At 70.3% G+C, this 23,629-nt stretch carries 30 protein-coding genes and 3 pseudogenes; 11 read left to right on the top strand and 22 right to left on the bottom strand.

Features of this window, described 5'->3' with window-relative positions; translation table 11 throughout:
- The first annotated feature begins 134 nt into the window (after nucleotides 1–134).
- Nucleotides 135–1,826, top strand: coding sequence for a lysine--tRNA ligase (gene lysS / locus EFK10_RS44175; protein WP_127361266.1), 1,692 nt, complete (start codon nucleotides 135–137; stop codon nucleotides 1,824–1,826).
- A gap of 35 nt (nucleotides 1,827–1,861) precedes the next feature.
- Here lysS and EFK10_RS44170 read toward each other — a convergent pair whose 3' ends face one another.
- The 3 genes from EFK10_RS44170 to EFK10_RS48265 all read right to left on the bottom strand — a co-directional run bounded on the left by EFK10_RS44170 (nucleotide 1,862) and on the right by EFK10_RS48265 (nucleotide 4,657).
- Nucleotides 1,862–3,001, bottom strand: a complete 1,140-nt coding sequence (locus EFK10_RS44170; RefSeq protein ID WP_127361287.1) for a DUF2637 domain-containing protein — start codon at nucleotides 2,999–3,001, stop codon at nucleotides 1,862–1,864.
- A 120-nt stretch (nucleotides 3,002–3,121) separates the two neighbouring features.
- A complete protein-coding gene (locus EFK10_RS44165; RefSeq protein WP_127361265.1) occupies nucleotides 3,122–3,823 on the bottom strand; it encodes a DUF3558 family protein in 702 nt (233 codons plus the stop codon).
- Nucleotides 3,824–3,877: 54 nt separating this feature from the next.
- Entirely contained in the window at nucleotides 3,878–4,657 is a 780-nt protein-coding gene (locus tag EFK10_RS48265) for a hypothetical protein (RefSeq protein ID WP_164836430.1), read from the bottom strand.
- Nucleotides 4,658–4,830: 173 nt separating this feature from the next.
- Here EFK10_RS48265 and EFK10_RS44155 point away from each other — a divergent pair, with 173 nt between their 5' ends.
- Nucleotides 4,831–6,024, top strand: a complete 1,194-nt coding sequence (locus EFK10_RS44155; RefSeq protein ID WP_127361264.1) for an RtcB family protein — start codon at nucleotides 4,831–4,833, stop codon at nucleotides 6,022–6,024.
- Between the two features lie 134 nt (nucleotides 6,025–6,158).
- Complete coding sequence (locus EFK10_RS44150; protein ID WP_127361263.1) at nucleotides 6,159–6,668, top strand: DinB family protein; 510 nt, start codon at nucleotides 6,159–6,161, stop codon at nucleotides 6,666–6,668.
- 9 nt (nucleotides 6,669–6,677) lie between these two features.
- Here EFK10_RS44150 and EFK10_RS51620 read toward each other — a convergent pair.
- The 8 genes and pseudogenes from EFK10_RS51620 to EFK10_RS44120 all read right to left on the bottom strand — a co-directional run.
- Nucleotides 6,678–6,761: pseudogene (locus EFK10_RS51620) on the bottom strand (DUF397 domain-containing protein); the annotation flags it as partial.
- A gap of 26 nt (nucleotides 6,762–6,787) precedes the next feature.
- Nucleotides 6,788–7,087 (bottom strand): hypothetical protein, encoded by a 300-nt coding sequence (locus tag EFK10_RS51615; protein WP_164836422.1) that lies wholly within the window; start codon nucleotides 7,085–7,087, stop codon nucleotides 6,788–6,790.
- Nucleotides 7,084–7,848 (bottom strand): SDR family NAD(P)-dependent oxidoreductase, encoded by a 765-nt coding sequence (locus EFK10_RS44140; protein WP_127361262.1) that lies wholly within the window; start codon nucleotides 7,846–7,848, stop codon nucleotides 7,084–7,086. Before EFK10_RS44140 ends, EFK10_RS51615 begins: the two co-directional genes overlap by 4 nt.
- A gap of 89 nt (nucleotides 7,849–7,937) precedes the next feature.
- Nucleotides 7,938–8,015: a hypothetical protein gene (locus EFK10_RS53675; RefSeq protein ID WP_407647263.1), complete on the bottom strand. Its 78-nt coding sequence runs from the start codon at nucleotides 8,013–8,015 to the stop codon at nucleotides 7,938–7,940.
- A gap of 51 nt (nucleotides 8,016–8,066) precedes the next feature.
- Nucleotides 8,067–8,380: pseudogene (locus tag EFK10_RS44135) on the bottom strand (FAD-dependent oxidoreductase); the annotation flags it as partial.
- A 1-nt stretch (nucleotide 8,381) separates the two neighbouring features.
- On the bottom strand, nucleotides 8,382–9,107 hold the full coding sequence (locus EFK10_RS48255) for a hypothetical protein (RefSeq protein ID WP_164836428.1): 726 nt from the start codon (nucleotides 9,105–9,107) through the stop codon (nucleotides 8,382–8,384).
- Nucleotides 9,108–9,225: 118 nt separating this feature from the next.
- The gene (locus EFK10_RS44125; protein ID WP_127361260.1) at nucleotides 9,226–10,068 is read right to left on the bottom strand and encodes a bifunctional 5,10-methylenetetrahydrofolate dehydrogenase/5,10-methenyltetrahydrofolate cyclohydrolase; all 843 of its coding nucleotides are present in this window, start codon (nucleotides 10,066–10,068) and stop codon (nucleotides 9,226–9,228) included.
- Nucleotides 10,065–10,685 (bottom strand): cyclodeaminase/cyclohydrolase family protein, encoded by a 621-nt coding sequence (locus tag EFK10_RS44120; protein WP_127361259.1) that lies wholly within the window; start codon nucleotides 10,683–10,685, stop codon nucleotides 10,065–10,067. Before EFK10_RS44120 ends, EFK10_RS44125 begins: the two co-directional genes overlap by 4 nt.
- 102 nt (nucleotides 10,686–10,787) lie before the next feature.
- Here EFK10_RS44120 and EFK10_RS51610 point away from each other — a divergent pair.
- Nucleotides 10,788–10,940: pseudogene (locus tag EFK10_RS51610) on the top strand (histidine phosphatase family protein); the annotation flags it as partial.
- A 33-nt stretch (nucleotides 10,941–10,973) separates the two neighbouring features.
- Here the strand turns inward: EFK10_RS51610 and EFK10_RS51605 are convergent.
- The 5 genes from EFK10_RS51605 to EFK10_RS44090 all read right to left on the bottom strand — a co-directional run bounded on the left by EFK10_RS51605 (nucleotide 10,974) and on the right by EFK10_RS44090 (nucleotide 12,990).
- Nucleotides 10,974–11,375, bottom strand: a complete 402-nt coding sequence (locus EFK10_RS51605) for a hypothetical protein (RefSeq protein ID WP_240677852.1) — start codon at nucleotides 11,373–11,375, stop codon at nucleotides 10,974–10,976.
- A gap of 151 nt (nucleotides 11,376–11,526) precedes the next feature.
- A complete protein-coding gene (locus tag EFK10_RS44105; RefSeq protein ID WP_240677851.1) occupies nucleotides 11,527–11,817 on the bottom strand; it encodes a ribosomal protein L7/L12 in 291 nt (96 codons plus the stop codon).
- Between the two features lie 30 nt (nucleotides 11,818–11,847).
- On the bottom strand, nucleotides 11,848–12,351 hold the full coding sequence (locus EFK10_RS44100) for an NUDIX domain-containing protein (protein WP_127361258.1): 504 nt from the start codon (nucleotides 12,349–12,351) through the stop codon (nucleotides 11,848–11,850).
- A 32-nt stretch (nucleotides 12,352–12,383) separates the two neighbouring features.
- Nucleotides 12,384–12,644 carry an SCO5918 family protein gene (locus EFK10_RS44095; protein ID WP_322973472.1) on the bottom strand — a complete coding sequence of 87 codons (261 nt, stop codon included), beginning with the start codon at nucleotides 12,642–12,644 and terminating at the stop codon, nucleotides 12,384–12,386.
- A gap of 142 nt (nucleotides 12,645–12,786) precedes the next feature.
- Nucleotides 12,787–12,990 carry a cold-shock protein gene (locus tag EFK10_RS44090; protein ID WP_127361257.1) on the bottom strand — a complete coding sequence of 68 codons (204 nt, stop codon included), beginning with the start codon at nucleotides 12,988–12,990 and terminating at the stop codon, nucleotides 12,787–12,789.
- Nucleotides 12,991–13,286: 296 nt separating this feature from the next.
- On the opposite strand from EFK10_RS44090, the gene EFK10_RS44085 reads away from it, so the two are divergent.
- The 4 genes from EFK10_RS44085 to EFK10_RS44070 are packed head-to-tail and all read left to right on the top strand — an operon-like array spanning nucleotide 13,287 to nucleotide 16,115.
- On the top strand, nucleotides 13,287–13,832 hold the full coding sequence (locus EFK10_RS44085) for a GNAT family N-acetyltransferase (protein ID WP_164836426.1): 546 nt from the start codon (nucleotides 13,287–13,289) through the stop codon (nucleotides 13,830–13,832).
- A gap of 39 nt (nucleotides 13,833–13,871) precedes the next feature.
- On the top strand, nucleotides 13,872–14,201 hold the full coding sequence (locus EFK10_RS48250) for a hypothetical protein (RefSeq protein WP_164836425.1): 330 nt from the start codon (nucleotides 13,872–13,874) through the stop codon (nucleotides 14,199–14,201).
- Between the two features lie 26 nt (nucleotides 14,202–14,227).
- Nucleotides 14,228–15,859: a translocation/assembly module TamB domain-containing protein gene (locus tag EFK10_RS52445; protein ID WP_127361255.1), complete on the top strand. Its 1,632-nt coding sequence runs from the start codon at nucleotides 14,228–14,230 to the stop codon at nucleotides 15,857–15,859.
- On the top strand, nucleotides 15,852–16,115 hold the full coding sequence (locus EFK10_RS44070; protein ID WP_127361254.1) for a hypothetical protein: 264 nt from the start codon (nucleotides 15,852–15,854) through the stop codon (nucleotides 16,113–16,115). Before EFK10_RS52445 ends, EFK10_RS44070 begins: the two co-directional genes overlap by 8 nt.
- 17 nt (nucleotides 16,116–16,132) lie before the next feature.
- Here EFK10_RS44070 and EFK10_RS44065 read toward each other — a convergent pair whose 3' ends face one another.
- The 5 genes from EFK10_RS44065 to EFK10_RS44050 all read right to left on the bottom strand — a co-directional run bounded on the left by EFK10_RS44065 (nucleotide 16,133) and on the right by EFK10_RS44050 (nucleotide 18,666).
- Nucleotides 16,133–16,516 (bottom strand): DUF5994 family protein, encoded by a 384-nt coding sequence (locus tag EFK10_RS44065; RefSeq protein ID WP_127361253.1) that lies wholly within the window; start codon nucleotides 16,514–16,516, stop codon nucleotides 16,133–16,135.
- Nucleotides 16,513–16,767, bottom strand: coding sequence for a hypothetical protein (locus EFK10_RS44060; RefSeq protein WP_127361252.1), 255 nt, complete (start codon nucleotides 16,765–16,767; stop codon nucleotides 16,513–16,515). Before EFK10_RS44060 ends, EFK10_RS44065 begins: the two co-directional genes overlap by 4 nt.
- Nucleotides 16,768–16,812: 45 nt before the next feature.
- Entirely contained in the window at nucleotides 16,813–16,971 is a 159-nt protein-coding gene (locus EFK10_RS48245) for a hypothetical protein (RefSeq protein ID WP_164836423.1), read from the bottom strand.
- The gene (locus tag EFK10_RS44055) at nucleotides 16,968–17,450 is read right to left on the bottom strand and encodes a DUF5994 family protein (protein ID WP_127361251.1); all 483 of its coding nucleotides are present in this window, start codon (nucleotides 17,448–17,450) and stop codon (nucleotides 16,968–16,970) included. The genes EFK10_RS48245 and EFK10_RS44055 overlap by 4 nt, the downstream gene beginning before the upstream one ends.
- 175 nt (nucleotides 17,451–17,625) lie before the next feature.
- Nucleotides 17,626–18,666 carry a fatty acid desaturase family protein gene (locus tag EFK10_RS44050; protein ID WP_127361250.1) on the bottom strand — a complete coding sequence of 347 codons (1,041 nt, stop codon included), beginning with the start codon at nucleotides 18,664–18,666 and terminating at the stop codon, nucleotides 17,626–17,628.
- A gap of 267 nt (nucleotides 18,667–18,933) precedes the next feature.
- On the opposite strand from EFK10_RS44050, the gene EFK10_RS44045 reads away from it, so the two are divergent.
- On the top strand, nucleotides 18,934–20,454 hold the full coding sequence (locus EFK10_RS44045) for a UDP-N-acetylmuramoyl-L-alanyl-D-glutamate--2,6-diaminopimelate ligase (protein WP_127361249.1): 1,521 nt from the start codon (nucleotides 18,934–18,936) through the stop codon (nucleotides 20,452–20,454).
- Nucleotides 20,455–20,461: 7 nt separating this feature from the next.
- On the opposite strand, the gene EFK10_RS44040 is transcribed toward EFK10_RS44045, so the two are convergent.
- Nucleotides 20,462–21,028 (bottom strand): nucleoside deaminase, encoded by a 567-nt coding sequence (locus EFK10_RS44040; protein ID WP_127361248.1) that lies wholly within the window; start codon nucleotides 21,026–21,028, stop codon nucleotides 20,462–20,464.
- Nucleotides 21,029–21,149: 121 nt separating this feature from the next.
- On the opposite strand from EFK10_RS44040, the gene EFK10_RS44035 reads away from it, so the two are divergent.
- Entirely contained in the window at nucleotides 21,150–22,091 is a 942-nt protein-coding gene (locus EFK10_RS44035) for an antibiotic biosynthesis monooxygenase (protein WP_240677850.1), read from the top strand.
- A 17-nt stretch (nucleotides 22,092–22,108) separates the two neighbouring features.
- Nucleotides 22,109–23,476 carry an FAD-binding oxidoreductase gene (locus EFK10_RS44030; RefSeq protein ID WP_127361247.1) on the top strand — a complete coding sequence of 456 codons (1,368 nt, stop codon included), beginning with the start codon at nucleotides 22,109–22,111 and terminating at the stop codon, nucleotides 23,474–23,476.
- The last annotated feature ends 153 nt before the right edge of the window (nucleotides 23,477–23,629 follow it).

Raw genomic sequence — 23,629 nt, 5'->3', positions numbered from 1 at the left:
CTGTCCGGCGGATCAGGGTCGGATAGGCCGCGGCTCCCCCAGGTGCGGTGCATCGCAAGGCGCCGTGCCAGACGCCGCGGACCCGGCCATGATCCGCCGGACAGGCCCTAAACCTCTGGAAGGAAGTCGAGACAGTGGCTCAGAGCACCGAGGCCGACTGGGTCGCCCGCTTCGCGGACGACGTCATCGCGGAAGCCGAGCGGCGGGCCCCGGGCAAAAAGGTCATCGTCGCATCCGGGATCAGCCCCTCAGGGCCGATCCACCTCGGCAACCTGCGCGAGATCATGGTCCCGCACCTTGTGGCGGACGAGATCAAGCGCCGGGGGGTGCCGTGCGAGCACATCCTTTCCTGGGACGACTTCGACCGTTACCGCAAGGTCCCGGCCGGTTACGAACCTCCCCCTGGCTCCGCCGGGGGCACCCCCACCTTCGCCGAGCACATCGGCAAGCCCCTGACCTCCGTCCCGGCTCCAGAGGGAAGTGAGTACGAGACCTGGTCCGACCACTTCAAGGCGCCCTTCCGGGCCGCGCTGAAGACGCTGGGCGTCGAGGTCACCGAGATCAGCCAGACCCACGAGTACCTGTCCGGCACCTACCGCGAGCAGATCCTGCTCGCCATGCGCGAGCGGCGCCGCATCGACGAGGTGCTCGGCCGCTACCGGACGAAGAAGAAGCCCGAGACGGAGCAGGACGACGAGGACGCCGCGCCGGCCGCCGACGCCGCCGAGTACTTCCCGTACAAGCCGTACTGCTCGAACTGCGACCGCGACCTGACGACGGTCACCTCGTACGACGACGAGACGACCGAGCTGACCTACACCTGCCAGGCGTGCGGGCACTCCGAGACGGTGCGGCTGAGCGAGTTCAACCGAGGCAAGCTGGTCTGGAAGGTCGACTGGCCGATGCGCTGGGCCTTCAAGGGTGTGGACTTCGAGCCGTCCGGTGTCGACCACTCCTCGCCGGGCTCCAGCTTCACCGTCGGCAGCCAGCTCGTCCGCGAGATCTTCGGCGCCGAGCCGCCCATCGGCCCGATGTACGCCTTCGTCGGCATCAGCGGAATGGCCAAGATGAGCAGCTCCAAGGGCGGGGTGCCGGTCGCTGCGGACGCCCTGCAGATCATGGAGCCGCAGCTGCTGCGCTGGCTGTACGCCCGTCGGCGGCCGAACCAGGCCTTCAACATCTCCTTCGGCGACGAGATCTCCCGTACGTACGACGAGTGGGACGCCCTCGAGCGCAAGATCGAGGCCGGAACGGCCGCCCCGGTCGATGTCGCGGTCCACTCGCGCGCCGCAGGAACCGCGTCCGGCGTGCTGCCGACGACGCCGCGCAAGCTGCCCTTCCGTACGCTCGCGTCGGTCGTCGACATCACCACCGGGGACGAGAAGCAGACGCTCCGCATCCTGCGCGATTTCGACCCCGAGCACCCGCTCGGCTCGCTGGACGAGGCACGGCCGCGGCTGGACTGCGCGGTGAACTGGGTCAACACCCACGTCGAGCCCGAGAACCGTACGCAGGTGCGGACCGAGCCGGACCGAGAGACGCTCGCGGCGCTGTCGGACAGCGACCGGCAGGCGCTGAAGCTGCTGGTCGACGGCCTGGACGAGCACCGGTCGCTGGACGGGCTGACGACGCTCGTCTACGCGGTGCCCAAGATCCAGGCCGGCCTGGAGCCGGACGTCAAGCCGACACCCGAGCTGAAGGTGGCGCAGCGGTCGTTCTTCGCGCTGCTCTACAAGCTGCTGGTCGGGCGGGACACCGGGCCCCGGCTGCCCACGCTGCTGCTCGCAGTGGGCGCCGACCGGGTGCGGGAACTGCTCGGCGGGTGACCAGGCGGTAGTCAGGGCCGAATGTGCGGCCCTGACTACGGCACGTACTGGTCGTCCATCTCGCTGCTGAAGCGCTCGTGCAGCTCCCGGAGGTCGTTGACCACGGCCCTCTCCGGGAGGATGTCGCCGCCGTACAGCTCGTTGAGCTTGCGGACCAGGCGCCGGGCGTTGGGCCGCTCACCGGTCTCGGCGATCAGCTGGCGGTAGGCGTGGAAGTACGCGTCCTCCCGCGACACGCCGTCCGGGAGCGGGACGGACGGCGGCTCCGGCTCCGGGCCGGTCGCGAGGGGACGGCGGCCGTTGGCGGCTGTCCGGGGCTGTACGGCCTCCGGCTCGGGCTGCCACATGGGCTCGGGCTGCGGTGTCGGGGACGGGGCCCAGGGCGCGATGGGCAGGCCGTTGGCGTCGATCGGCGGGGCCGCCTGGCGCTGGGCGGGGAACGGCACGGGAACTGCGGCCTCAGCGGCCGGGGCGACGATGGCCGGGGGCGACGGCGCCGGGGTGGTCGGCGAAAGCTCGTCCGGCACTGCCGGGATCGTCTCCGACAGCGGTACGCCGAACCGCGCGAGCCGCAGCGGCATCAGTGCCTCGATCGGTGCGCGGCGGCGCCAGGCGCGCCCGTAACGGGCCCGCAGGCGTGCCTGGTAGACCAGCCGCTCCTGCTCGAGGCGGATCACTTCGTCGTACGAGCGCAGCTCCCACAGCTTCATCCGCCGCCAGAGCCGGAAGGTCGGCCAGGGCGCGAGGATCCAGCGGGTGATGCGTACGGACTCCATGTGCCGGTCGGCGGTGATGTCCGCGACCCGGCCCACCGCGTGCCGCGCCGCCTCGACGCTGACCACGAACAGGACCGGGATGATGGCGTGCATCCCGACGCCCAGCGGGTCCGGCCACGCGGCGGCGCCGTTGAAGGCGATGGTGGCGGCGGTCAGCAGCCAGGCCGTCTGCCGCAGCAGCGGGAACGGGATCCGCAGCCAGGTCAGCAGCAGGTCCAGGGACAGCAGCACGACGATGCCCGCGTCGATGCCGACCGGGAAGACGTTCGCGAACCAGCCGAAGCCCTTGGCCAGCGCCAACTCCCGCACGGCCGCGTACGAGCCCGCGAAGCCGATCGCGGCAATCACCACCGCCCCGGTCACGACCACACCGGCCAAGATCCGGTGCGTCCGAGTCATAGGTATCGCGGCCACGCCCGCCCCTCCTGCATTCGCCGAACTGGCGGGGCCAGCCTGTCACATGAGATGAGTAGCAAGACGCACAAAGCGGCGTAATCGGTGCAGGAGGGGTGGCAGTTGTTACGCGTTCTTCGCCGCGACCGACGCCACGGCCTCCTTGGCCGCCTTCAGCGCGTCCGACTGCAGGGCCGATGCCTTCGGTGTCTTCGCGGTCTCGAACCCCGCGCCGTTGTAGGACAGGGTCACCACGACATTCCCGGTCCGCGCGATCACGGTCACGTTTTCGTACTGCTCCTTGTCCTTCTTCACCCCCGCCGTGACGACGGTCGCCTCGTCCCCGACGCCGGTGACCGCTTCCGCCTTGGCGCCGCTGACCGCCTTGGTCTCGGTCAGCTGCTCCGCGTACCGCTTCTCCGCCTGGCTCTGGGCCGTGCCGATGCCCGCGACCGAGTCGAAGCGCTGCAGCGCCACATCCAGCCAGCGGTACTGATATCCGTCCAGGCCGTTCCAGGAGCAGCCGCCCCGGGAGGAGGAGTCCGAGGACTTGGCGGCGTCACCGGAGGCGTTCTTCGCCTTCGGGACGAGCGACGTGACGGTCGTGGCGGAGATCGTCCTGCACGGCTCCGGCAGCGCTTGGTACTTCGCGGTGGCCAGGCTCGGCGAGGCGGAGCCCGAGGTCGAGGCGGAAGCAGAACCGCCGGCCGTCGACTTGTCGGACGAGCTCGACGAGGCCGAGGAGCAGCCGGTGACAAGGGCTGCGGAGATGGTCGCGGCGGCCGCGCAGGCGAGCAGTCGGGCGGGGCGCGGGGCTGATCGTTGCATGGGTCCTTCGCTCACTTCGTACAGACAGCAAACGGCCAGACTACGCGTTTTGCCTTATCGGGCGAATTGATCTGCCACTTCGCCCGCCACCTTGCGGGCCCCGTCCTGCAGTTCCTGGCTTCCCGGATTGACCGAATTGTCCGTCGACCATTCCGAGTACTCGACGGTGACCAGCACATTCGACTTCCGGAACACGATGGTGATGTCGCGATGCACGCCGGAGTCCTGGGTCTTGAGCACGTCATCGATGTACGCGCTGTTGCCAAGGCCACTCAGAGTGCGGGGCGCGACGGAAGCGGAGTCCGAGGCGGAAGCGGAGGCGGACGGCGTGGTCGAGGCGGAGGCCGAGTCCGACGGGGTGGCCGAGGCGGACGTCGCCGTCTCGATGCCGGCCGCGAGCGCCTTCTCGTCGTAGTCCGTGGCGGCCTGCGACTCGTCGCTCACCGCGTTGTCGTAGGACACCACGCGCAGGAAATCGACGTGCAGATAGCGATTGCCGTCGCTCGTCGTGCCCGTCCACCCGCAACCGACCCGCCGGTCGGTGTCATATGTCAGCTCCGCCGTGCCCGCGTAGTCCTTCGCGCCCGGCACCAGCGACTTGAGGGTGTTCATGTTCACCGCCCCGCACGGCTCCGGCAGCACCCGGTACTTCCCCGGCGCCACCGACGGGCTCGCCGATCCGGTTGCCGCCTTGCCGTCGGCTGTGCCGGCGGCCGAGCCGCTCGATGAACTGCACGCCGTCAGCGCGGCGAGTGCGACGGTGAACGCGGTGACGGACAGCGCGGCCCGCCGCATCGCACGGGACGAATGGGGTCGGTCTCCCGATGGCAGCACTGACCTGGCCCCTTCCTCGAAATCCCGTGGCGCGGTAACGCGACCGGTGGACACAATGTTTACCGCACTGGTCTGGGTGGGCGCCCGATCATGGACCTTTTTAGTCCGCTTTGTGCTTGATTTCTGCTTTCGATAAGACTTGATTTGTTGTACCTGTTTGTCTGGGGATGAAAGTGTCATACACCGAGGTACCCGGCGTCCGCGTCCCGATCCGCATGTGGACCGACCCGTCCGGCGTCGAGGACGTCGCCATGCAGCAGCTGCGCAACGTCTCCACCCTGCCCTGGATCAAGGGCCTCGCTGTGATGCCCGACGTCCACTACGGCAAGGGCGCCACCGTCGGCTCCGTCATCGCCATGCACGGCGCCGTCTGCCCGGCGGCGGTGGGCGTCGACATCGGGTGCGGGATGAGCGCGGTCAAGACCTCCCTGACCGCGAACGATCTTCCCGGTGACCTGTCGCGCCTCCGCTCCAAGATCGAGCAGGCGATTCCGGTCGGCCGAGGCATGCACGACGAGGCCGTCACCCCGGACCGCTTCCACGGCGTGCCGACCGCCGGGTGGGACGACTTCTGGGCGGGGTTCGACGGGCTGGCGGAAGCGGTCAAGTTCCGTCACGAGCGGGCCGTGAAGCAGATGGGAACGCTCGGCTCGGGGAATCACTTTTGGGAACTATGCCTTGATTCGGACAATTCGGTCTGGATCATGCTCCACTCCGGATCCCGCAACATCGGCAAGGAACTCGCCGACTACCACATCGGTGAGGCCCAGAAGCTCCCGCACAACCAGGGCCTGGTCGACCGCGACCTCGCCGTCTTCATCGCGGACACCCCGCAGATGGCGGCCTACCGGCGCGACCTCTTCTGGGCTCAGGAGTACGCGAAGCGGAACCGCGCGATCATGATGGCCCTCTCGCAGGACGTGATCCGGCGGGAGTTCAAGAAGGCCAGGGTCACCTTCGACGATGTCATTTCCTGCCACCACAACTACGTGGCCGAGGAGCGCTACGAAGGCATGGACCTGCTGGTCACCCGCAAGGGCGCCATCCGCGCCGGAAGCGGTGACTACGGGATCATCCCGGGGTCCATGGGCACGGGTTCGTACATCGTCAAGGGCCTGGGAAATGCCGCAGCCTTCAACTCCGCCTCGCATGGCGCAGGCCGCAAGATGAGTCGTAGCGCGGCGAAGAAGCGGTTCTCGACTCGGGATCTGGAGGAGCAGACCCGGGGTGTGGAGTGCCGGAAGGAGTCAGGCGTGGTTGACGAGATCCCGGGTGCGTACAAGCCGATCGAGAAGGTCATCGACCAGCAGCGGGACCTGGTCGAGGTCGTCGCGAAGCTGAAGCAGGTCGTCTGCGTGAAGGGTTGAACGGTGGGGGCAGCCGCGCACGGTTGCCCCCTTCCGGCTGCTGCCCTGCCCCTGCCCACCCGGCCGCTGGTTGGGGGACTTCACCGCCAAAACTCCGGTGCGATGGGACTTGGGCTGGGGTAGCGTCGCCGCGCATGACTCCTTCCCGTGTCCGTCCTTCTTACGACGCCGACGAGCGGGCCCAGCTCGTCGGCTGGCTCGACATGCAGCGCGCGGTCATCCGCTGGAAGTGCGAAGGCCTGTCGGACGAGAGCGCCCACCGGCCCCTGCTTCCGGCCTCGCCGTACATGACGACGGCGGGCATCGTCTCCCACCTGCGCTGGGTGGAACACCTCTGGTTCGAGGTCGTCTTCCTGGGCCGGCCCGCCGAGGGTCCGCAGTTCGAGGAGCCCGAGGACGCGGACATGATGGTCGAGGGCATCCCGCTCGCGCAGCTCCTTGAGGAGTACGACCGGCAGTGTGAGGTGTCGAACGAGATCATCGCGGCCCACGCGCTGGATGACACGGGCCGGCACCCGGACTTCCCTTCTTCTGCAGCCAGTTTGCGGTGGTTCTTGTTCCACATGATCGAGGAAACCGCCCGGCACGCCGGCCACCTGGACGTCATACGGGAGCTTCTCGACGGCGAGAAGGGCTACTACTGACTGCGCCGCTCAGGCGGGGAGGTCGCCCTCCCGGACGGCGTTCACGAAGGACGTCCAGGCGGTGGGGGAGAAGGCGAGAGCCGGGCCCTCCGGGTTCTTGGGGCTGCTACTGCTCGGCGCTAGCGGCCGCCGACGCGCTTGCCGGTGACGGGGCCTTCGAAGGTGCCGCCCTTGCCGATCTCGATGTGGTCGCCGGCGCCGGGGTGGTGGTCCTGGCCCTCGACGCCGTCGACCTCCTTGCCGACCACCGCGTCGCGGAAGGTGGCTCCGGGGCCGATCTCGATGTGGTCGCCGGCCTCGGCCCGTACCGTCCTGGCCCGGGCCGCCGATGCCTTCACCCGGGCCAACGCCCCCGCCGAAGCCGCCGAGGCCCGCGAGGCCGCCGAGGCCCACCGCCTCGCGGAGGAGGAGTAGGTCACCCTTCTCCGGGCACCCGGTGCACCTTGTGCTGCGCCGCCTGGGCCCTGGGCCGCAGCACCAGCAGGTCCACATTCACGTGCGAGGGCCGCGTGACCGCCCACACGACGGTGTCCGCGACGTCATCCGCAGTGAGTGGCTCGGCCACGCCCTCGTACACGGCCGCGGCCTTGTCCGCGTCCCCCCGGAAGCGGGTGACGGCGAACTCGTCCGTCTTCACCATGCCCGGCGCGATCTCGATGACCCGGACCGGATCGCCGCACAGTTCCAGTCGCAGCGTGGCCGCGATCGCGTGGGCGCCGTGCTTGGCGGCGACGTAACCGCCGCCGCCCTCGTAGGCGACGAAGCCCGCCGTGGACGACAGGATGACGACGGTGCCGTCACCGCTGGCGGTGAGTGCGGGGAGGAGTGCCTGCGTGACATTCAGGACGCCCAGCACATTGACCTCGTACATCGCGCGCCAGTCGTCGGGGTCGGCCTTGGCGACGTACTCGGTGCCGAAGGCACCGCCCGCGTTGTTGATGAGGACGTGGACTTCGGGGAGGGAGGCCGCGAAGGCGTCGACGGCGGGGCGGTCGGTGACGTCGAGGGCGTGGGCGGAGACCGAGGCGCCGGCGGCGGTGAGCTCCTTGGCCAGGGATTCGAGGCGGTCGGCGCGGCGGGCGGTAAGGACGACGTGGTATCCGGCGGTGGCGAGTTTGCGGGCGGTGGCGGCGCCGATGCCGCTGCTTGCGCCGGTGACGACTGCGGTGCGGGGGCTCATGTCGCGGGGCCTTTCACCAGTTGAGGGGCTGTGTGTGCAGCATAGGCGGGGTGAGGCGGAGGACCTCGAAGGGCACCCTCACGGCCCCGTCATGTGGCCGGGCCCGTCCAGCGGTCGAGGGCATCTCGGAGGTCCGCCGAGTCGGCCGTGTCCGAGGCCCAGGCGATGTAACCGTCGGGGCGGACGAGCAGGGTGGTGCGGCGGTCGCCTGACCAGGTCGCCGGTGTGACCCGGGGGTCCGTGGTGCGGGAGAGCCAGCGGGCCTCGTACATGCCGTAGTCGGTGCCGAGGGCGCGGCGGGCGATGTCGCGGACGTCGGCCGGTCGATGGGGTCGGTGTCGGGGCGTTGGCTGAGCCGGTCCCAGCCCATGACGCGGTACCAGCCGTCGCCGAAGGGGGCGATGAAGGCGAAGGCGTCGCCCGTGCCGTTGACGGTGAGCAGGCCCTCGGGCTTCTCGGCCAGGCGGACGTCGGCGAGCACGATCGACTTGATGACCGAGTGGCCCGGGAAGGGTAGGCCGAGGGCGGAGCGCTCAGGAAGCGACGGTCGAGGCCTTGCCGAGTGCTGTGAGGGCTTCCTTGGCGGCGGACAGCGCGCCCTGGCGTACGTCGGTGGCGCTCGGGGCCTTCTTGGTCTCGAAGTTGCTGCCGTTGTAGGTGACGGTGACCAGGGCGTTGCCCTTGCGTACGACGAGGACCGCTTCCTGCGTCTGCTGGCCGCCGTCCTTGGTCAGCGAGGTGCTGACGGAGGCCTCGTCGCCGACCCCGGTCAGGGCCGAGGTCTGCTTCTGCGCGGTGTAGGTCTTGCGCGCCGTCGCCGCGGCGCTCTGGCCTGTCGTGCCGTTGTCGGCGGAGGCGACCTCGAAGGTCACGTCGAGCCAGCGGTAGTCGAAGCCCTTGAGAGCGTTCCAGGAGCAACCGGTCCGGTGTGTCGGGTCCGTGAGCTTGAGCTCCTTGCCGGCCGGTTTGACGTCCGGGACGAGCTTCTTGAGGGTGGCGGCCGTGATCGAACCGCAGGCCGCGGGCGGCGTGGAGTACGACGCACCCGACCCGGATCCGGACTTCGACCCCGACCCCGACCCCGACCCCGAATTCGTACCGGAACCGGAGGACGAGGAGGACGGCGCGGGCGACTGAGCTGAGGCCTGGCTGCCCGCATCGGCGGTCGAGTTGCCGGTCGTCGTCATGGACCAGCCGACGATCGCCAGGACGACGGTGGGCAGCAGTCGTGCCGCAAGGGTGATGGGCAGAGGCGCCACAGGGTCTTCTCTTCGGTCGTAAGGATGACGACGAAAATGAGACTGCCATACGAATGTGGGAACTGACAGTCTCGTCGGCCTCTGCTTTCACACGGTCCACACAACTACGGTGGCGCCACTACAATGCCGCCGCCCCCACTGTGTGCCGCAACAGCAGAGCCGTGGTCACCGGCCCGACGCCACCCGGCACCGGCGTCAGCGCGCCCGCCACAGGTGCGACCGATGCCGCGTCCACGTCGCCGACCAGGCCACCGTCCTCCGCCGGATTGGTGCCGACGTCGACCACGACCGCCCCCGGGCGCACATGCGCGGCGGTGATCAGCCCCGCCCGCCCGACGGCGGCCACCACGACATCGCAGGCCGACGTGACGGCGGCCAGGTCGGCCGTACGCGAGTGGCAGACGGTGACCGTGGCGTTCCGGTCGAGCAGCAGGTGCGCGGCGGGCTTGCCGACCACCGTCGACCGGCCCACGACCGCGACATGGCGGCCGGTCAGCTCGACCTTGTGGTGGTCGAGGATCGCCACGACCGCCTCGGCGGTTGCGGGCGCGTAGGCGGGGAGTCCGGCGGCCAGCCGCCCGAGGCTGAGCGGATTCGCGCCGTCCACGTCCTTCTCGAAGGCGATGGCGGAGGCGAGGTCCTCCAGCGCGGCTCCTTCCGGGAGCGGGGTCTGCAGGATGATGCCGTGTACGGCGGGGTCGTCGCTGAGCGCGGCCAGCCGGGCGCGGATGGCCTCCGCGCTCGCGTCGGCGCCGAGGTCGACGAGGTCGCAGGCGATGCCGGCCTTCTCCGCCGCGCGTGCGATGGAGCGTACGTACCAGGCGCTGGACTCGTCCGCCGTGGCGATGACGACGGCCAGCTTCGGTCGCCGGCCCGCTGCCGTCAGCTCGGCGGCGCGGGCGGCGGTCTCCGTACGGATCGACGCGGCGAGCTCCTTGCCCGACAGGCCCAGGGCGCTCACTTGGCGATCTCCTTGCGCACGGCGTCCGTGACGCGCTCGGCGCGGGCGGCGATGGCGTCCACCGCGTCCGCCGAGGCGGTGAGTTCGGCGCGGGCCTGCTCGTCCTTGATGCCGCCGAGGTTGATCTCGACGTTCACGCGGGCGGTGGTCGCGGCGGCGCGGGCCGCCTCGGTGGCGGCGGCCACATCCGAGACGACATTGGGGTTGCCGATCGGCAGCAGCTCGGCGGCCAGGTCGACCACCCGGCCCGCGACCGCGATCACCTCGGCCGGCGGCCGACCCGCGCCGATCAGCGCGGCGGCGATGGCGGCGGAACGGGCCGACGCGTCCTCGTCGGTGGCTTTCGGCAGCTTGTACGCCTCCGTGACGGCGGTGAAGGCCGCCGCGTCGTCCTCCGCCAACCGGAGTGCGGTGGACCGCAGTTCGTCGCTCGCGGCGATGATCCGCTCGACGGTCTCGCGGTGCTGCGCGTACTTCTCGCCGGTGCTGTAGCGGGCGACCATGCCCACCAGCGCCGCGCCCTGCGCCGCGTGCAGGGCGGCTGCCGCGCCTCCGCCCGGGGCGGGCACGCGTGCGGCCAGCCGCTCCAGGAAGTTGTCGATCGTCTCGTCGCGCATGGGCGCTCGTCCTCCCGCAGACCGGCTGCTGATCTTCTGATCGTCGCAGGTGAATCCTCCCACGACGGCAACCGGCCCCTGCGGATCGACGTCCCAGATGCCATGACCCGCAACGCGACCCGCTACCTCTATCTCGCCCGCCACGGCCAGGCACTACCCGACGAGAGCGGCCTCACGGACACCGGCCGCCGCCATGCCGCCCTGCTCGGCGAGCGGCTGCGGGAGGTGCCGCTGTCCGTCGTCCACCACGGGCCGCATGTCACCAGGGCTACGCCACCGGCCCCCCGATCAGCCTGCCGCCGGGGTCTGGTCCTGCTGGGCGCGGCCGGCGAGCGACGACACGCGCGCGGAGTGCTCGGCGACGGCCGCGTGCGCGCCGGTGGAGACGGGTTGCTGCGCCTGCTGGGCATGACCGGCGGTGTGACCTGCGGTGATGGCGATCGGTGCGGCGGTCGGCGCCGCCGGTTCCGGGGCGGGGGCCGGGGCCGGTGGGGCGGCGAGGCGGCTGCGGAGGTGGTGGGTGGCGGCCTCGTCGAGGCCGACGGGGCGTTGCATGCGTACCGCGAGCCGGCTGGCCTCGCGGCCGAGGGCGGCGAGATCCTCCCAGCGCAGGTGGACGACCAGTTGGAGCTCGGCTTCCCCGTCGGGGAGGGCCTGGAGGGAGGAGAGGCTGGAGTGAGCGGTGGTCATCGGCTGGTCCTCACGATCTCGATCTCGGCGGGGGTGCGTGACGATCCCGGTCGGTGAGGGATACGGATGGCCATGCCGGGGCGTTCAGGTGCGCCTGCAAAGAGGCCCTTCGATGAGCGCCTTCAAGGAGCCCCTTCAACGAGCGCGCCCGTCAAGGCCGTTCGGCGCCGCCCTGACCGTCCAGCCGGTCGACTGCTTCCTTGGCCTCCTTCAGACCCGCGCCCGTCAGCTCACGGTAGATCTTGATGGCCTGGATCTGCCGGCCCTGCCGCAGCTGCTCGCGCACCCGCTCCAGCCCGGCGGGCGTCGGCTCGTCGGCACCGAGATGTTGCAGCAGCAGATCCAGCTTGCGCTCCACGCGCTTGATCTTGCTCTCCATGGCCGAGACCGTCAGTCCGTACGCGAAGAGGGAGATGGCCAGCAGAGGCAGTATGTAGTCCACGGTCGGCGACCCTACTACTCAGAAAATCCGTCAGCCGTCCCATCCGTGAAGCAGCACCTTCGAGGCGCCGGCCAGGTAGTGGGCGAGGGCGTTCGACGTGCTTGGGACGAAGGCTTCGGGGATGGCGTCGACATCGACCCAGCCGACATGGGAGTGCTTGGCCGGTTCGGTGTTGCGAGGCTCGCCGGACCACTCGTGGGTGGCGAAGACGACGGTGAGGAAACCGTTGGGGGACTCGACGCCCCAGGCGCCGTGGATGAGCTGGGCGAGGCGGAGGGAGGCCGGATCGACGACGATGCCGGTCTCCTCGCGCAGCTCGCGTACGGCGGTCGCGGTGACGGGTTCGCCCGGGTCGGCCTTGCCGGAGGGAAGATCCCACAGGCCCTGGGCGAACTTGGCCTCGGGGCCGCGCTGGATGAGGACGACGCGGTCGTTCTCGCGGTCGTGGACGATCACGGCGGCGACGAGCAGCGTCATCGACTCGGTCGCCGGGCTCAGGGAGCGGAGCGGGTCGTGCGGGCGGGGCGGCGGCATCACCCCATGATGCCGGGCGCCACTGACAACGTTCAGATACCGCCGGAATTGCTGTTGGCACCGGTCTCGCAGGTGAAGCCCAGAGCACGCATCGCCCGGATGACCTCGCCCGCGCTGAAGTCGCGACGGTCCTGGCGGGTCACAACGGCGCCGACCTGCATCGGGGGGTAGGTGACCCCGCCAATCTTGATCGAGGCACCGGAGACGGGCTCGGGAGTGACCCCGCTCATCGCCTGTTCCACCTCGATCGCGTGGATGTAGAAGTGTCGGCGGGCGATGGTGACGCGCATCATGCCTCAGCAAGGGGTAGGTGGGCGGGGCCAGTGTCGCCAGACTCTCACGGAACGGCGGGCGAAGGTAGCCGCGCAGGCAGCGAAACCGGGGGCCCGCACCGTCGTGGTGCGGGCCCCCGGCCAGGTGATGCTTCGTCCCGGATCAGACCGGAATGATGTTCTCGGCCTGCGGGCCCTTCTGGCCCTGCGTGACGTCGAACGACACCTTCTGGCCCTCCTGCAGCTCACGGAAGCCGGAGGTGGCGATGTTCGAGTAGTGGGCGAAGACGTCGGCGCCGCCGCCGTCCTGCTCGATGAAGCCGAAGCCCTTTTCCGCGTTGAACCACTTCACGGTGCCAGTAGCCATTGTCAATCTCCTCTGATAGGGGCATTGCCGGAAATACACACCTCGTGCATTTCCGCGTCGCCGCATTGACCCCATCCGGACGGCCGTAAAAACGAAAATGCGCCCGAGGGTCACATCCCGTCAGGCGCACACAGAAATCATGGGTACCAAAACTGCAACTGACGCGAAGCTAGCACAGATCTCATCGAAGCGGGAGATTTACGGCAGGGGCGCGCGTCACCGCAGCTCATACTGCCCACACCGTACCTCACCACGCGGTATTTCCCGGATCCTCGCGCGGTGTCACGATGAGACACATGGCGGACACGGTGTTCCTGCGGCATCTCAGCAGGTGGCAGGCGGAGCAGCAGCGCGAGGCCTTCGCGGACCTGTACGTCGAGGCTTACGGGGGCGGTTCAGTTACGGAATTCAACGACCGCCAGGACTTCCTGTGGCGCTTCGCCGACTACGTCCAGCACCCCGGCTTCGACATGATGATCGCCAGCGAGGCGGGCGCCGTCGTGGGGTGCGTCTGCGGCTTCCGTACCGACCGCGGTGACTCCTCCTGGCCGGGGCATGAGGACCTCACCTCCGACGGCCAGGTCTTCACCGTCGTGGAGGTCATGGTGCTCCCCTCCCACCGCCGTCGCCGGGTCGCGACCCGGCTCCTGGAGCAACTCCTCACCCGCGCCGGCGCCGCGCTCGCCACGGCCCGCGTGCAGCCGACGAACGCCCCGGCGCTGGCGGCTTACCGCTCTTGGGGCTGGACGCGGGCCGAGGGTTCGGAGGGGCCCCTGGCCGCCGGCGGGTCCTCCGGCGGGTCCTCCGAGCCGTACGAGACGTGGAGCCACAGCCGTACCTAGAGCCCCGGCTCCACCACATCGGCCACCACACACGTCACGTTGTCCGGGCCGCCGACCTGGTTGGCCAGGCCGACGAGGTCCCGTACGGCCTGCTCGCGGTCGGGGGTCGTCGGTGAGCGTCGTGCCGGAGTCGGCGGCCGAGCCCGTGCCCGAGTCGGCGGCTGTGTCGAGGTCCTGGACGGCCTGCCCGGCGCGGCGGACCGCGTCCTGGAGGACGTTGAGGAGTTCGCCGGCGGGGAGGGTGTCGGTCTCCAGCTCCTTCAACGCCTCGATGGCGGCGCTGCTGGCGGGGGCGCCGGCGTCATCGTCTCCGGGCTGCTCTACTTCGCCGCGAGCGGTGCCAAGAGCCCGCTGGCGAAGGTTGGTTGATCCGTACGGCGGATACCCTTCCCCGTGTGCGGGAAGAGGATCTGACTCCGACGGAACGACAGATACGGGACGCCTTCGCGCGGGGCGAGGAGGTCGACCTCCGAGCCTGTGATCCGGAGGTCGACGACCCGGCCAACAGCGCCGACTGGGGCCCGGCGCGCACGGTCCGGGCCGCCGTGCTGGCGCTGCTGCTGCTCGGGGGCGGCCCGGGTGATCCCGTCCCCGGCCGGGTGCCGGCGCTGAGGCTCACCGGGGTCCGGGTCGACGGTGGGCTCGACCTCGACTATTCCGAGATCCCGTACCGCCTCACCTTCAAGGGCTGCTACTTCGCGGACCCGATCAGCCTCTACGGCGCCCGGACGCGCCAGCTCAGCGTCAAGCGGTGTCACCTGGTCCGCCTCAACGCGGCCAACGCCTCCATCGACGGCAACGCCCGCTTCAACGATTCCCGGTTCACCGGCCTGCTCCGGCTCGACGCCGCCCACATCACCGGCATCCTCCAGCTGGATGGCGCCCGGCTGTTCGGCGCGACCGACAGCCCGGCTCTCGCGGCCAACCGGGTCCGGGTCGAGGACCACATCTGGCTGCGCGACGGCTTCACCGCCGAGGGCGGCGAGGTGGTCCTGCGCGGCGCACAGGTCGGCGGCGACCTCGACATGACCGGCGCGCGGCTGTCCAACCCCGGCGGCACCGCCCTGGCAGGATCCCGTATGCGGGTCGAGGGCGACATCATCGGCAACGGCATGCGTACGGAAGGTGAGTTGCGGCTTCCCGGCGCGACTGTCGCGGGCGGCGTACGCCTTTGGGGCGCCCGGCTCAGCAACCCCGGCGGCACGGCGCTGCGTGCGTACGGCCTGGAGGTCGCCGGGAGCCTGCACCTCACCGGCGGCTTCGAGGCCGAAGGCCGTACCGCGCTCACGGCCGTACGGGTCGGCGGCGAGCTGAATCTGCGCGACGCACGGCTGACCGCCGGCCCCGGCCGGACCGTCCTGCGCCTGTGGCAGACCCAGGCCAGGGAGACCGACCTGCGCACCACCGACGCCCCCGAGGGCTGCGTCGACCTCCGGCACGCCTCGCTCGGCGTCATCCGGGACGACCCGGAGACCTGGCCGGCGGACCTGCGCCTGGACGGCCTGCGCTACGACCGCTTCGAGAGCCCGCTCCCCGCCCCCGAGCGGCTCCGCTGGCTGACCCACGACCGCTCCGGCTACGCTCCCCAGCCCTTCGAGCAACTTGCCCTCGCCTACCGCACCCTCGGCCACGAGAACGAGGCCCGCACCGTCCTCCTCGCCAAGGAACGCGCCCGCCATCGCATACTCCCCTGGTACGCCCGCCTCTGGGGCGCCGTCCAGGACTCCACCGTCGGCTACGGCTACCGCCCGACCCGCGCCCCCCTCTGGCTCCTCGGCCTCCTGGCAGCCGGCTCCGTGGTCTTCTCCCTCCACCAGCCCATACGCAACGACCCCGCCGGCCCGGAGACCTTCAACCCGGTCGTCTTCACCCTCGACCACCTCCTCCCTGTCGTCAGCTTCGGCCAGGGCTCCGCCTTCACCCCCACCCCCGGCACCCAATGGGTCGGCTACGTCCTCACCGCCGCCGGCTGGATCCTCGCCACCACCATCGCCACCGGCATCACGCGATCGGTCAACCGTGCCTGACCCCAAACCCTGCCAGTGCTGCGGGCACCTCGTCCTCGACCGGATGCCCGGGTCGAAGGCGATCTTCCGGCGCTGCGACGGCCACGGCCTCACGTACGTCCGGCCGCCCAGGCCGGACGAGCCGGTTGACCGGGCATGGCGCACCGTCGACCCGTCCCGGGACTCCTTCGAGGACTGGGAGGCCGAGCAGTCCGCGCCGTGGCCGGACGACACCTCGGTGCTGTGCTGCTGGCTGCCCACCTTTTGGCGGCGGTAGTGGCGACGCGGCGCGGCCTAACCGGCCACCGGTGCCGCGAGGTCGTCCCCGGCTATGGCGGCCATGAGGCGCTCGCCCTCGGTGGGTGAGGCGCCGGGCGGTACGACGAAGAGGTCGCAGCGGCCGACGCCGTAGGAGAGCAGGCACACCGCGCTCGGGTTGTGGACGACGTCGGAGCGGTTGATGTGCAGGACGCGGTCCGGGAGGCGTAGGCGCCGGGGGCCGGTACGCCAGAGGGAACGGCTGACCGTGATGCGGGTGATGTCGGGCCATCGGTCGTCCAAGGCGGCCAGCAGGGCAGGGAGTTCGCGGGCGAGGTCATGGGAGTGCGGCCACCAGGCGCCGTCCAGGCGGTGCGGGCCGGCGCCGGCGGCAAGCAGGTTGAGGCGCAGGGCGGTCATGCGGAGCCCGCCTTGTCGCGGGGGGTCAGCCATGGCCGGCTTGCGGCGGGTGGCCCGGGGGTGCGGGTCGTGTCCACGGTGATCTGGAGGCGGGTGCCGCTGCCCGACCTGCCTGCGGGGTAGCTGCGCTGCTCCGTACTGGCGAACCAGCGGCGGAGCGCCTGCGCGATCTTTCGTGCCACGTCGGGGGAGGCAGCGGTGATGCGGACCTCGGCGAGGCCCGGTGCGGGGAGGGAACGGTCGTCATTCACAAGGGAATTCGCAATCTGAAGGAACCGAGGGCAGGGCGCGGTGCGTCACGTCCGGCGGGAGCGGGTCTGACTGCCGCGCGGGCGGAGCCGTCCGCGTCCGCCGTCGCGGTGGTCACGACGGGGGGTGACGCCGCCGAAAAGGGACTGGCTGTCGTGGAAGGCCGAGATCCGTTCGGCGTGCCGGCCGTTGAGCAGATGGATCACGGGTGCACCCCTGTCGGTTGTACGAGGGCCGCTTCGGCCGCCATCAGCGCGCTCGCGGTGAGGATGCCGTGCGGATCGGCCGCTGCGGTCATCAGCCGGTCGGCCGCGGCTGGGCCGGTTTCCGGGGGGATCACCAGCAGGTCCCAGCGGCCCACGGTGTACGAGAGCACCAGGAGCCCGTGCCGGTCCAGCTCGGGGCTGAACCAGCCGACGCGCACGACGTGGCCGGTGGCCGGGACCTTGCGGGGGACGACCGGCCAGAGCGCGGAGTTCACGGAGAGGTGGGTGACGCGGCCCCAGCGGGGGTCCAACGCGTGGATCAGGGAGGGAAGTTCGGCGGCGAGGTCACGCGACCGGGGCCACCAGGCTCCGTCCAGGCGTCCTGGCTTCACGCCGGGCGGTGCCAGGCGTACGCGCAGCGGCTGCGGTGGCTGGGTCTGAGAGGGGACCGCCGGTCCGGTGACCAGTGGCTGGGTCATCACGCCCATGGCGTGGCGCCTGTCCCCGGGCGGGGCGCTTTTCGCATCCGCCCGGCGTTGTGACTCGCCGAAAACGACGCCGACACGGAAGCCGGCATGCGAAAAAACTCTCGGTGATCGTCATTCTACTCCGGCCATCTCCCGCCCGGGCGGTCCAGCGCGGACAGGCCTTGGCCTAGGCCGTCGCGCGACGCAGCGGCGCTCCCACGCGGTGAAGGTGCCGCAGCGCCTGGACGTACGAGGCGACGAGCCCCGTCTCGGTGTACGTGACGCCGCGCTCGTCGCAGTACGCCTTCACAATGGGCCGGGCCCGCCGCAGGTGGGGCGTGGGCATGCTGGGGAAGAGGTGGTGCTCGATCTGGTGGTTGAGGCCGCCGAGGGCGAGGTCGACGAGGCGTCCACCGCGTACGTTGCGCGAGGTCAGGACCTGGCGGCGGAGGAAGTCCGGCCGGTCGTCTCCGGTCAGGGTGGGCATGCCCTTGTGGTTCGGGGCGAAGGTGCAGCCCATGTACAGGCCGAAGAGCCCCTGGTGTACCGCGAGGAACACCAGCGCTTTGACCGGCGACAGCACCAGCAGCAGCGCGGCCGCGTAGCCGACCACGTGGAAGCAGAGCAGGGACGCCTCCAAGCGCCGGTGCTTCAGCGGGGGGCGGCGGCGGAAGAGCGCCCGGAAGCCGGCGACATGCAGGTTCATGCCCTCGAGGGTGAGCAGCGGGAAGAACCAGTACGCCTGGCGGGCGCCGATCCAGCGCGGCAGCCCGCGCGCCACTCGTGCCTGGTCGGAGGACCAGACCAGGATGTCGGGCAGGACGTCGGGGTCGAGGTCCTCGTGGTTGGGGTTGGCATGGTGGCGGGTGTGCTTGTCCTGCCACCAGCCGTAGCTCATGCCGATGCACAGGTTCCCGGCGATACGCCCCGCCGTCTCGCTGGGGCGGCGCAGCCGGAAGACCTGGCGGTGCGCGAGGTCGTGCGCGACGAGCGCGACCTGGGCGAACAGCACCGCGAGCACGCCTGCGGTCAGCAGCTGCCACCAGGAGTTGCCCAGCACCGCGAAGGCCGCCCACACGCCCGCGTACAGCAGACCGACGCCGCCGATCCGGGCCAGGTAGTAGCCAGGACGCTGTTCGAGCAGGCCCGCGCTGGTGATCAGCCGGGACAGTCCGGCGAAGTCACTGCCTGCCGTCCGGTCAGCAGCGAGCGGAGAATCAGTGGTCATCGGCACTCGGCCCGTCCCCGGACCCGTGCCCGGTGTATCCACTCACCGCAGGAAGACGGCGGCAGGGGGCCGGCGCGTGAAATGTCCTGGGTCCGGCCAGCGTACTCCGGCGGAACGGGATCATCGGTTTGCCGGGCGTAGACTCCCGGGGCTGAGTAGCCCTGGCGCTGCTTTCCCCTGCGGTCCTCCTGCGGTCCCCCTCCGGGCTTCCGTTCGGCACTCGGCACACGTGCGGCGTGCCGGAGAGCCGCCTTCGAGGGGACAGTCATGAAACTGAACGAACTGCTCGACGGCCACACCCACCAGGTTCTCCAGGGCGACACCGGCACCGCCTGGATCAGCGCCGGCATGACCTTCGACGCTCACCGCACGACCCCCGGCTCGCTCTACGTCGCCGTACCCGGCCACACCGAGGGCGGCCCCGGTCCACGGGCCGTGGCGCAGGCCGTCGAGCTGGGTGCGGTGGCGGTCCTTGTGCAGGAGGGCGGCGACGCCCCGCTCGTGCTGGGCGGTGTGTGCGTCGTAGGCGTACCGGACATCCGGGTGACGGCGTCGGCGCTCGCCGCCCGCTACCACGGCGAGCCCGGCCGCGGCATGGACATCGTGGCCATCACCGGCACGAACGGGAAGACCTCGGTCTCGTACATGGTCGAGTCGGTCCTACGGATCGCCGAGGGCGCGAGCGTCGGCGTCATCGGGACGGCGGGCAGCCGCGTCGGCGACGTACTGGTGCCGATGCCCCGGTCGGTCCTCACCACCCCCGAGGCCCCGGACCTGCAGTACGTCCTCGGCTACATGCGCGACCGCCGGGCGACCGCCGTGGTGCTTGAGGCCACCTCCATGGCGCTGCTCACCCACCGGGTCGACGACGCCCACATCGACGTCGGCGTCTTCACCAACCTCACCCAGGACCACCTGGACGACCACGGCACCATGCAGAGCTACCGCGACGCCAAGCTCCGGCTCTTCCAGGGCCTGTGCCGCCGCGCCGTGGTCAACGCCGACGACCCGGTCGGCGCCCGCATCCAGACCCTGATGCCGGGAGCCGCGACCACCACGTACGCCGTCGACACCGACGCCGACTACCGCGCGACCGACCTCGTGATGGACGCCTCCGGCACCCGCTTCACCCTGCACCACGGGGGCCGCACGTATCCGGCGGCGATCCCCGTCCCGGGACGCTTCTCCGTGTCGAACGCCCTCGCCACTGTCGCCGCCTGCCATGTCCTGGGCCACGACCTCGGCGCGATTGTCGCCGCGCTGCATCTGATGCCGCCGGTGCCGGGGCGCTTCGAGCGGCAGGTCACGGAGCTGGGTACGTCGGTGATCGTGGACTACGCCCACTCCCCGGACTCCCTGGAGAAGGTACTGGGCGCGATCGGCGGTTTCGCCACGGGCCGCGTCATCACCGTCTTCGGCTGCGGCGGCGACCGTGACACCACCAAGCGGGCCGCCATGGGTGAGATCGCCGGCCGCCTCTCCGACCTCTGCGTCCTGACCTCCGACAACCCGCGCACCGAGGACCCGGACGCCATCCTCGACCAGATCGCTCCCGGCATCGCGGCCACCGGCACCCCGTACGAGCGAATCGGCGACCGCCGCCTGGCGATCGCCTTCGCTCTCTCCGCCGCAGGGCCCGACGACATCGTCCTCGTCGCGGGCAAGGGCAGCGAACCGCACCAGATCATCGGTGACCAGCTGCTCCCCTTCAGCGACATGGCCGTCGTACGCCAACTCGGCCACGAACTCGCCCGGTCTCAGGGGCTGTCCGGGGTTGCCGTCCTCTGACGCGAGGTCAGTACGGGTGGCGGTCCTTCTTGTCCGTCCAGGCCTGGTAGGCCTGGGCGCCGATCTCGGGGAAGATCTGCGCGACCTGGATCCTGCGCTCGCTGAGGGGCTTCTGGAAGTCCTCGTACTGGAAGGAGTCGTCGAAACCGATCTCGCGCGTGTCCTTCAGATCGCAGCTGTAGTACACGTTGTCGATCCGCGACCAGTAGATGGCGCTCATGCACATCGGGCAGGGAGCGCCGCTGATGTAGATCGAGCACCCCTTGAGCATGCGGGCCCGCTCGGCCACCGAGTCGGGCGATCCTTCGGGTCGCGGGATGTATTCGAGCGTGCTCTCGTTCTGGTGCTCCGGCGATATCGAGGGGGCCTCAGGATTGAGAGCCTGCACGGCTTTGCGAATCGTCTCCACTTCCGCGTGAGCGGTCGGATCGCCGGTGAGGAGGACGCGGTTCTGGCCACGGGCGACGACTTCGTCGTCGCGGGTGATGACGGCGCCGAATGGGCCGCCCCAGCCTTCTTCCACGGATTCCGTGGCCAGCCGGACAGCTTCGGTGAGGAACTCCTTGTGTCCCATACTTCGGACCTCCACTCAGCACTGCCGAGTCGAATTTGCTCCCGTTTGTGTGTTAAATTCCTTTTGAACTAGACTACTCCGCATGGGTGTCACTGCAAGCGGTACCCCGCAGAGCGGCAGCGTGACCGTCGTGACCTCCCAGAAAGTCCGGGAAGGCCGCGATGACGAGTACCAGCGCTGGCAGGAGCGGACAAACCAGATGGTGCGGGGATTCGACGGATTCGAGGGTACGGAAATGTACCCACCGGGTGCCGGCGACGAGCGCGAATGGGTCGTGGTCTTCCGCTTCTCCCGTATTGACCAGTTGACGTCGTGGCTGGAGTCCGGTGCGCGTCGTGAACTGCTCGACGAGAGCCGCTCGTTGTTCGAGGGGACGCCGACGCAGGAGGTCCTCGCCGGTGGGGCGGCGCCCGCCGAGCCCGCCCAGGAGGCCGTCACGGCGGTCATCTCCCACGAGGTGCGGCCCGGGCGCGAGGACGACTTCATGGGGTGGCAGGACAAGGTCCTGAGGGCACAGGAAAAGCATCCGGGCTTTATGGGCACCGAGTTGTTCAAACCTGTCGAGGGAATTCAGGACCACTGGGTCGTCGTATTCCGCTTCGACACCCGGGAACACCTCGACGACTGGCTCGGATCCGCCGAGCGCCAAGAACTCCTGGAGGAAGGGCGCGACTACTTCTCCTCCTACGACGTGCGCAAGGTCGGCTCGGCGTTCAGCGGCTGGTTCCGCTTCGGGGAAGGCGCGGAGGAGGGCGTCCCGCCCAACTGGAAACAGGCCATGTCGGTGGTGCTGGCGCTCTATCCCACGGTGATGGTGCTCAATCTGACGGAGGGTAAGGAACTCAGCTCCCTGGGCGTGCCTGGATATCTGGGCCTGTTCATCGGAAACGTGCTGAGCGTCTCCATCCTGACCTGGCTGCTGATGCCGCTGGTGAACAGGGCCTTCGCCTTCTGGCTGGTGCCCAGCCGGGCGCGCTCGGTGCGCACCCATATTGCGGGCGCCGCGCTCGTGGCACTTATCTGGGGGCTGTGCATCATGGTTTTCGCCCTGACCACCGGCTGACGGCGAAGGAGTTCACCATGGCAATCGAGGGGGAAGTCATCCGTCGGGGTGACGCCGCGTACGAAAGCACCTGGGAGGCGATGCTGTGGAACGGCCTCAAGCCCCAGCGCTTCCCTGACCTCATCGTCCGGGCCACCTCCGAAGCGGACGTCGCGGAGGCCGTCCGCCTTGCCCGCTCCCAAGGTCTCCGGGTCGCCGTCCGCGCTCACGGGCACAGTTGGTGCGGGTCGCCGCTTCGCGACGGCGGAATGCTCATCGACCTCTCGGCGCTCAACGGCTGCCGGATCGACGCGGATTCGCGGACAGCGACCGTACAACCGGCGCTGAGCGGAAGCGAGTTCGTGTCCGCGCTGACCCCGTACGGCCTGGCCTTCCCGGCCGGACACTGCGGATCCGTCGCCCTGAGCGGCTACCTCCTCAGCGGTGGCCTCGGCTGGAACGCCGGCGCGCTCGGGCCGGCCTGCGCGAGCGTCGAGGCGGTCGAGGTCGTCACGGCGGACGGCGAGGTCGTCACGTGCAACCAGGACAAGTACCCCGACCTCTTCTGGGCGGCCCGAGGTGCCGGGCCCGGCTTCTTCGGCGTCGCCACCGGCTTCCACGTACGCCTCTACGAACTCCCGGCGGCGATCGCGGCAACCACGTACACCTTCCCCCTGGCGGACGTCGAACCCGTCACTCGCTGGGCCAACGAGGCCGCCGAGCGCCTCCCGGCGAACGTCGAGGCGTCCTTCACCCTCGCGACCGCCTCCCCGGCCCTCGCGCCGAACTCGCCGCGCCCCAAGGTCATCTCCGTCACCGGCACCGCCTTCGGGACCTCGCCGGACGACGCCCGCCGGGCCCTGGAGCCCCTCCGGGACTGCCCGTTCGCCGACCGCGCCCTCGACAGTGCGGTCGACAAGCCGACGACCTTCCCCGGCCTCTACGAGGCGTCCGACGCGTTCTGGCCCGCCGCCCACCGCAACGCCGTGGAAACCCTCTGGTCCGACACGCCGTTCACCACGCTTCTGCCGAAGCTCGCCGCGTCGATCTCCGACGCCCCCTCCGACAAGACGCTCATCCTCGCCCCCTTCTGGCCCGCATCCCGGGACCGCAACCTCTCCCGCGACATGGCCTTCTCGGTCCTCGGCGAGACCTACCTCGCCCCCTTCGCCATCTGGGACGAACCGGCCGACGACGCCGCCAACATCCGTTGGCTCCGCGACACCATGCACGCCGTCGAGCCGTACGGAACCGGCCACTACATCGCCGAAGCCGACCTCACCGCCGACCCGTCCCGGGCCCAGCGGTCGTACACTCCTGCCGTGTGGCGGCGCCTCCAGGCCCTCAAGGCCGCGTACGACCCGGAGGGCGTCTTCCACACCTACCTGAAGCCGACGACCCCCTGACGGTGGACCGATGACCAACCTGCACGACCTCCTGCAGAAGCACGTCAGCAACGGACCGGTGCCGGGAGCGGTGGGCCTGGTGGCTCGCGGCGACCACGTCGAGGTGCAGGCCGTCGGCTCCGCCGACGCCGACGGCACGACCCCGATGGCCCG

This window comes from Streptomyces soli (assembly GCF_003999195.1).
GTDB lineage: Bacteria > Actinomycetota > Actinomycetes > Streptomycetales > Streptomycetaceae > Actinacidiphila > Actinacidiphila soli.
This window is presented reverse-complemented; position numbering and strand designations above follow the sequence as displayed.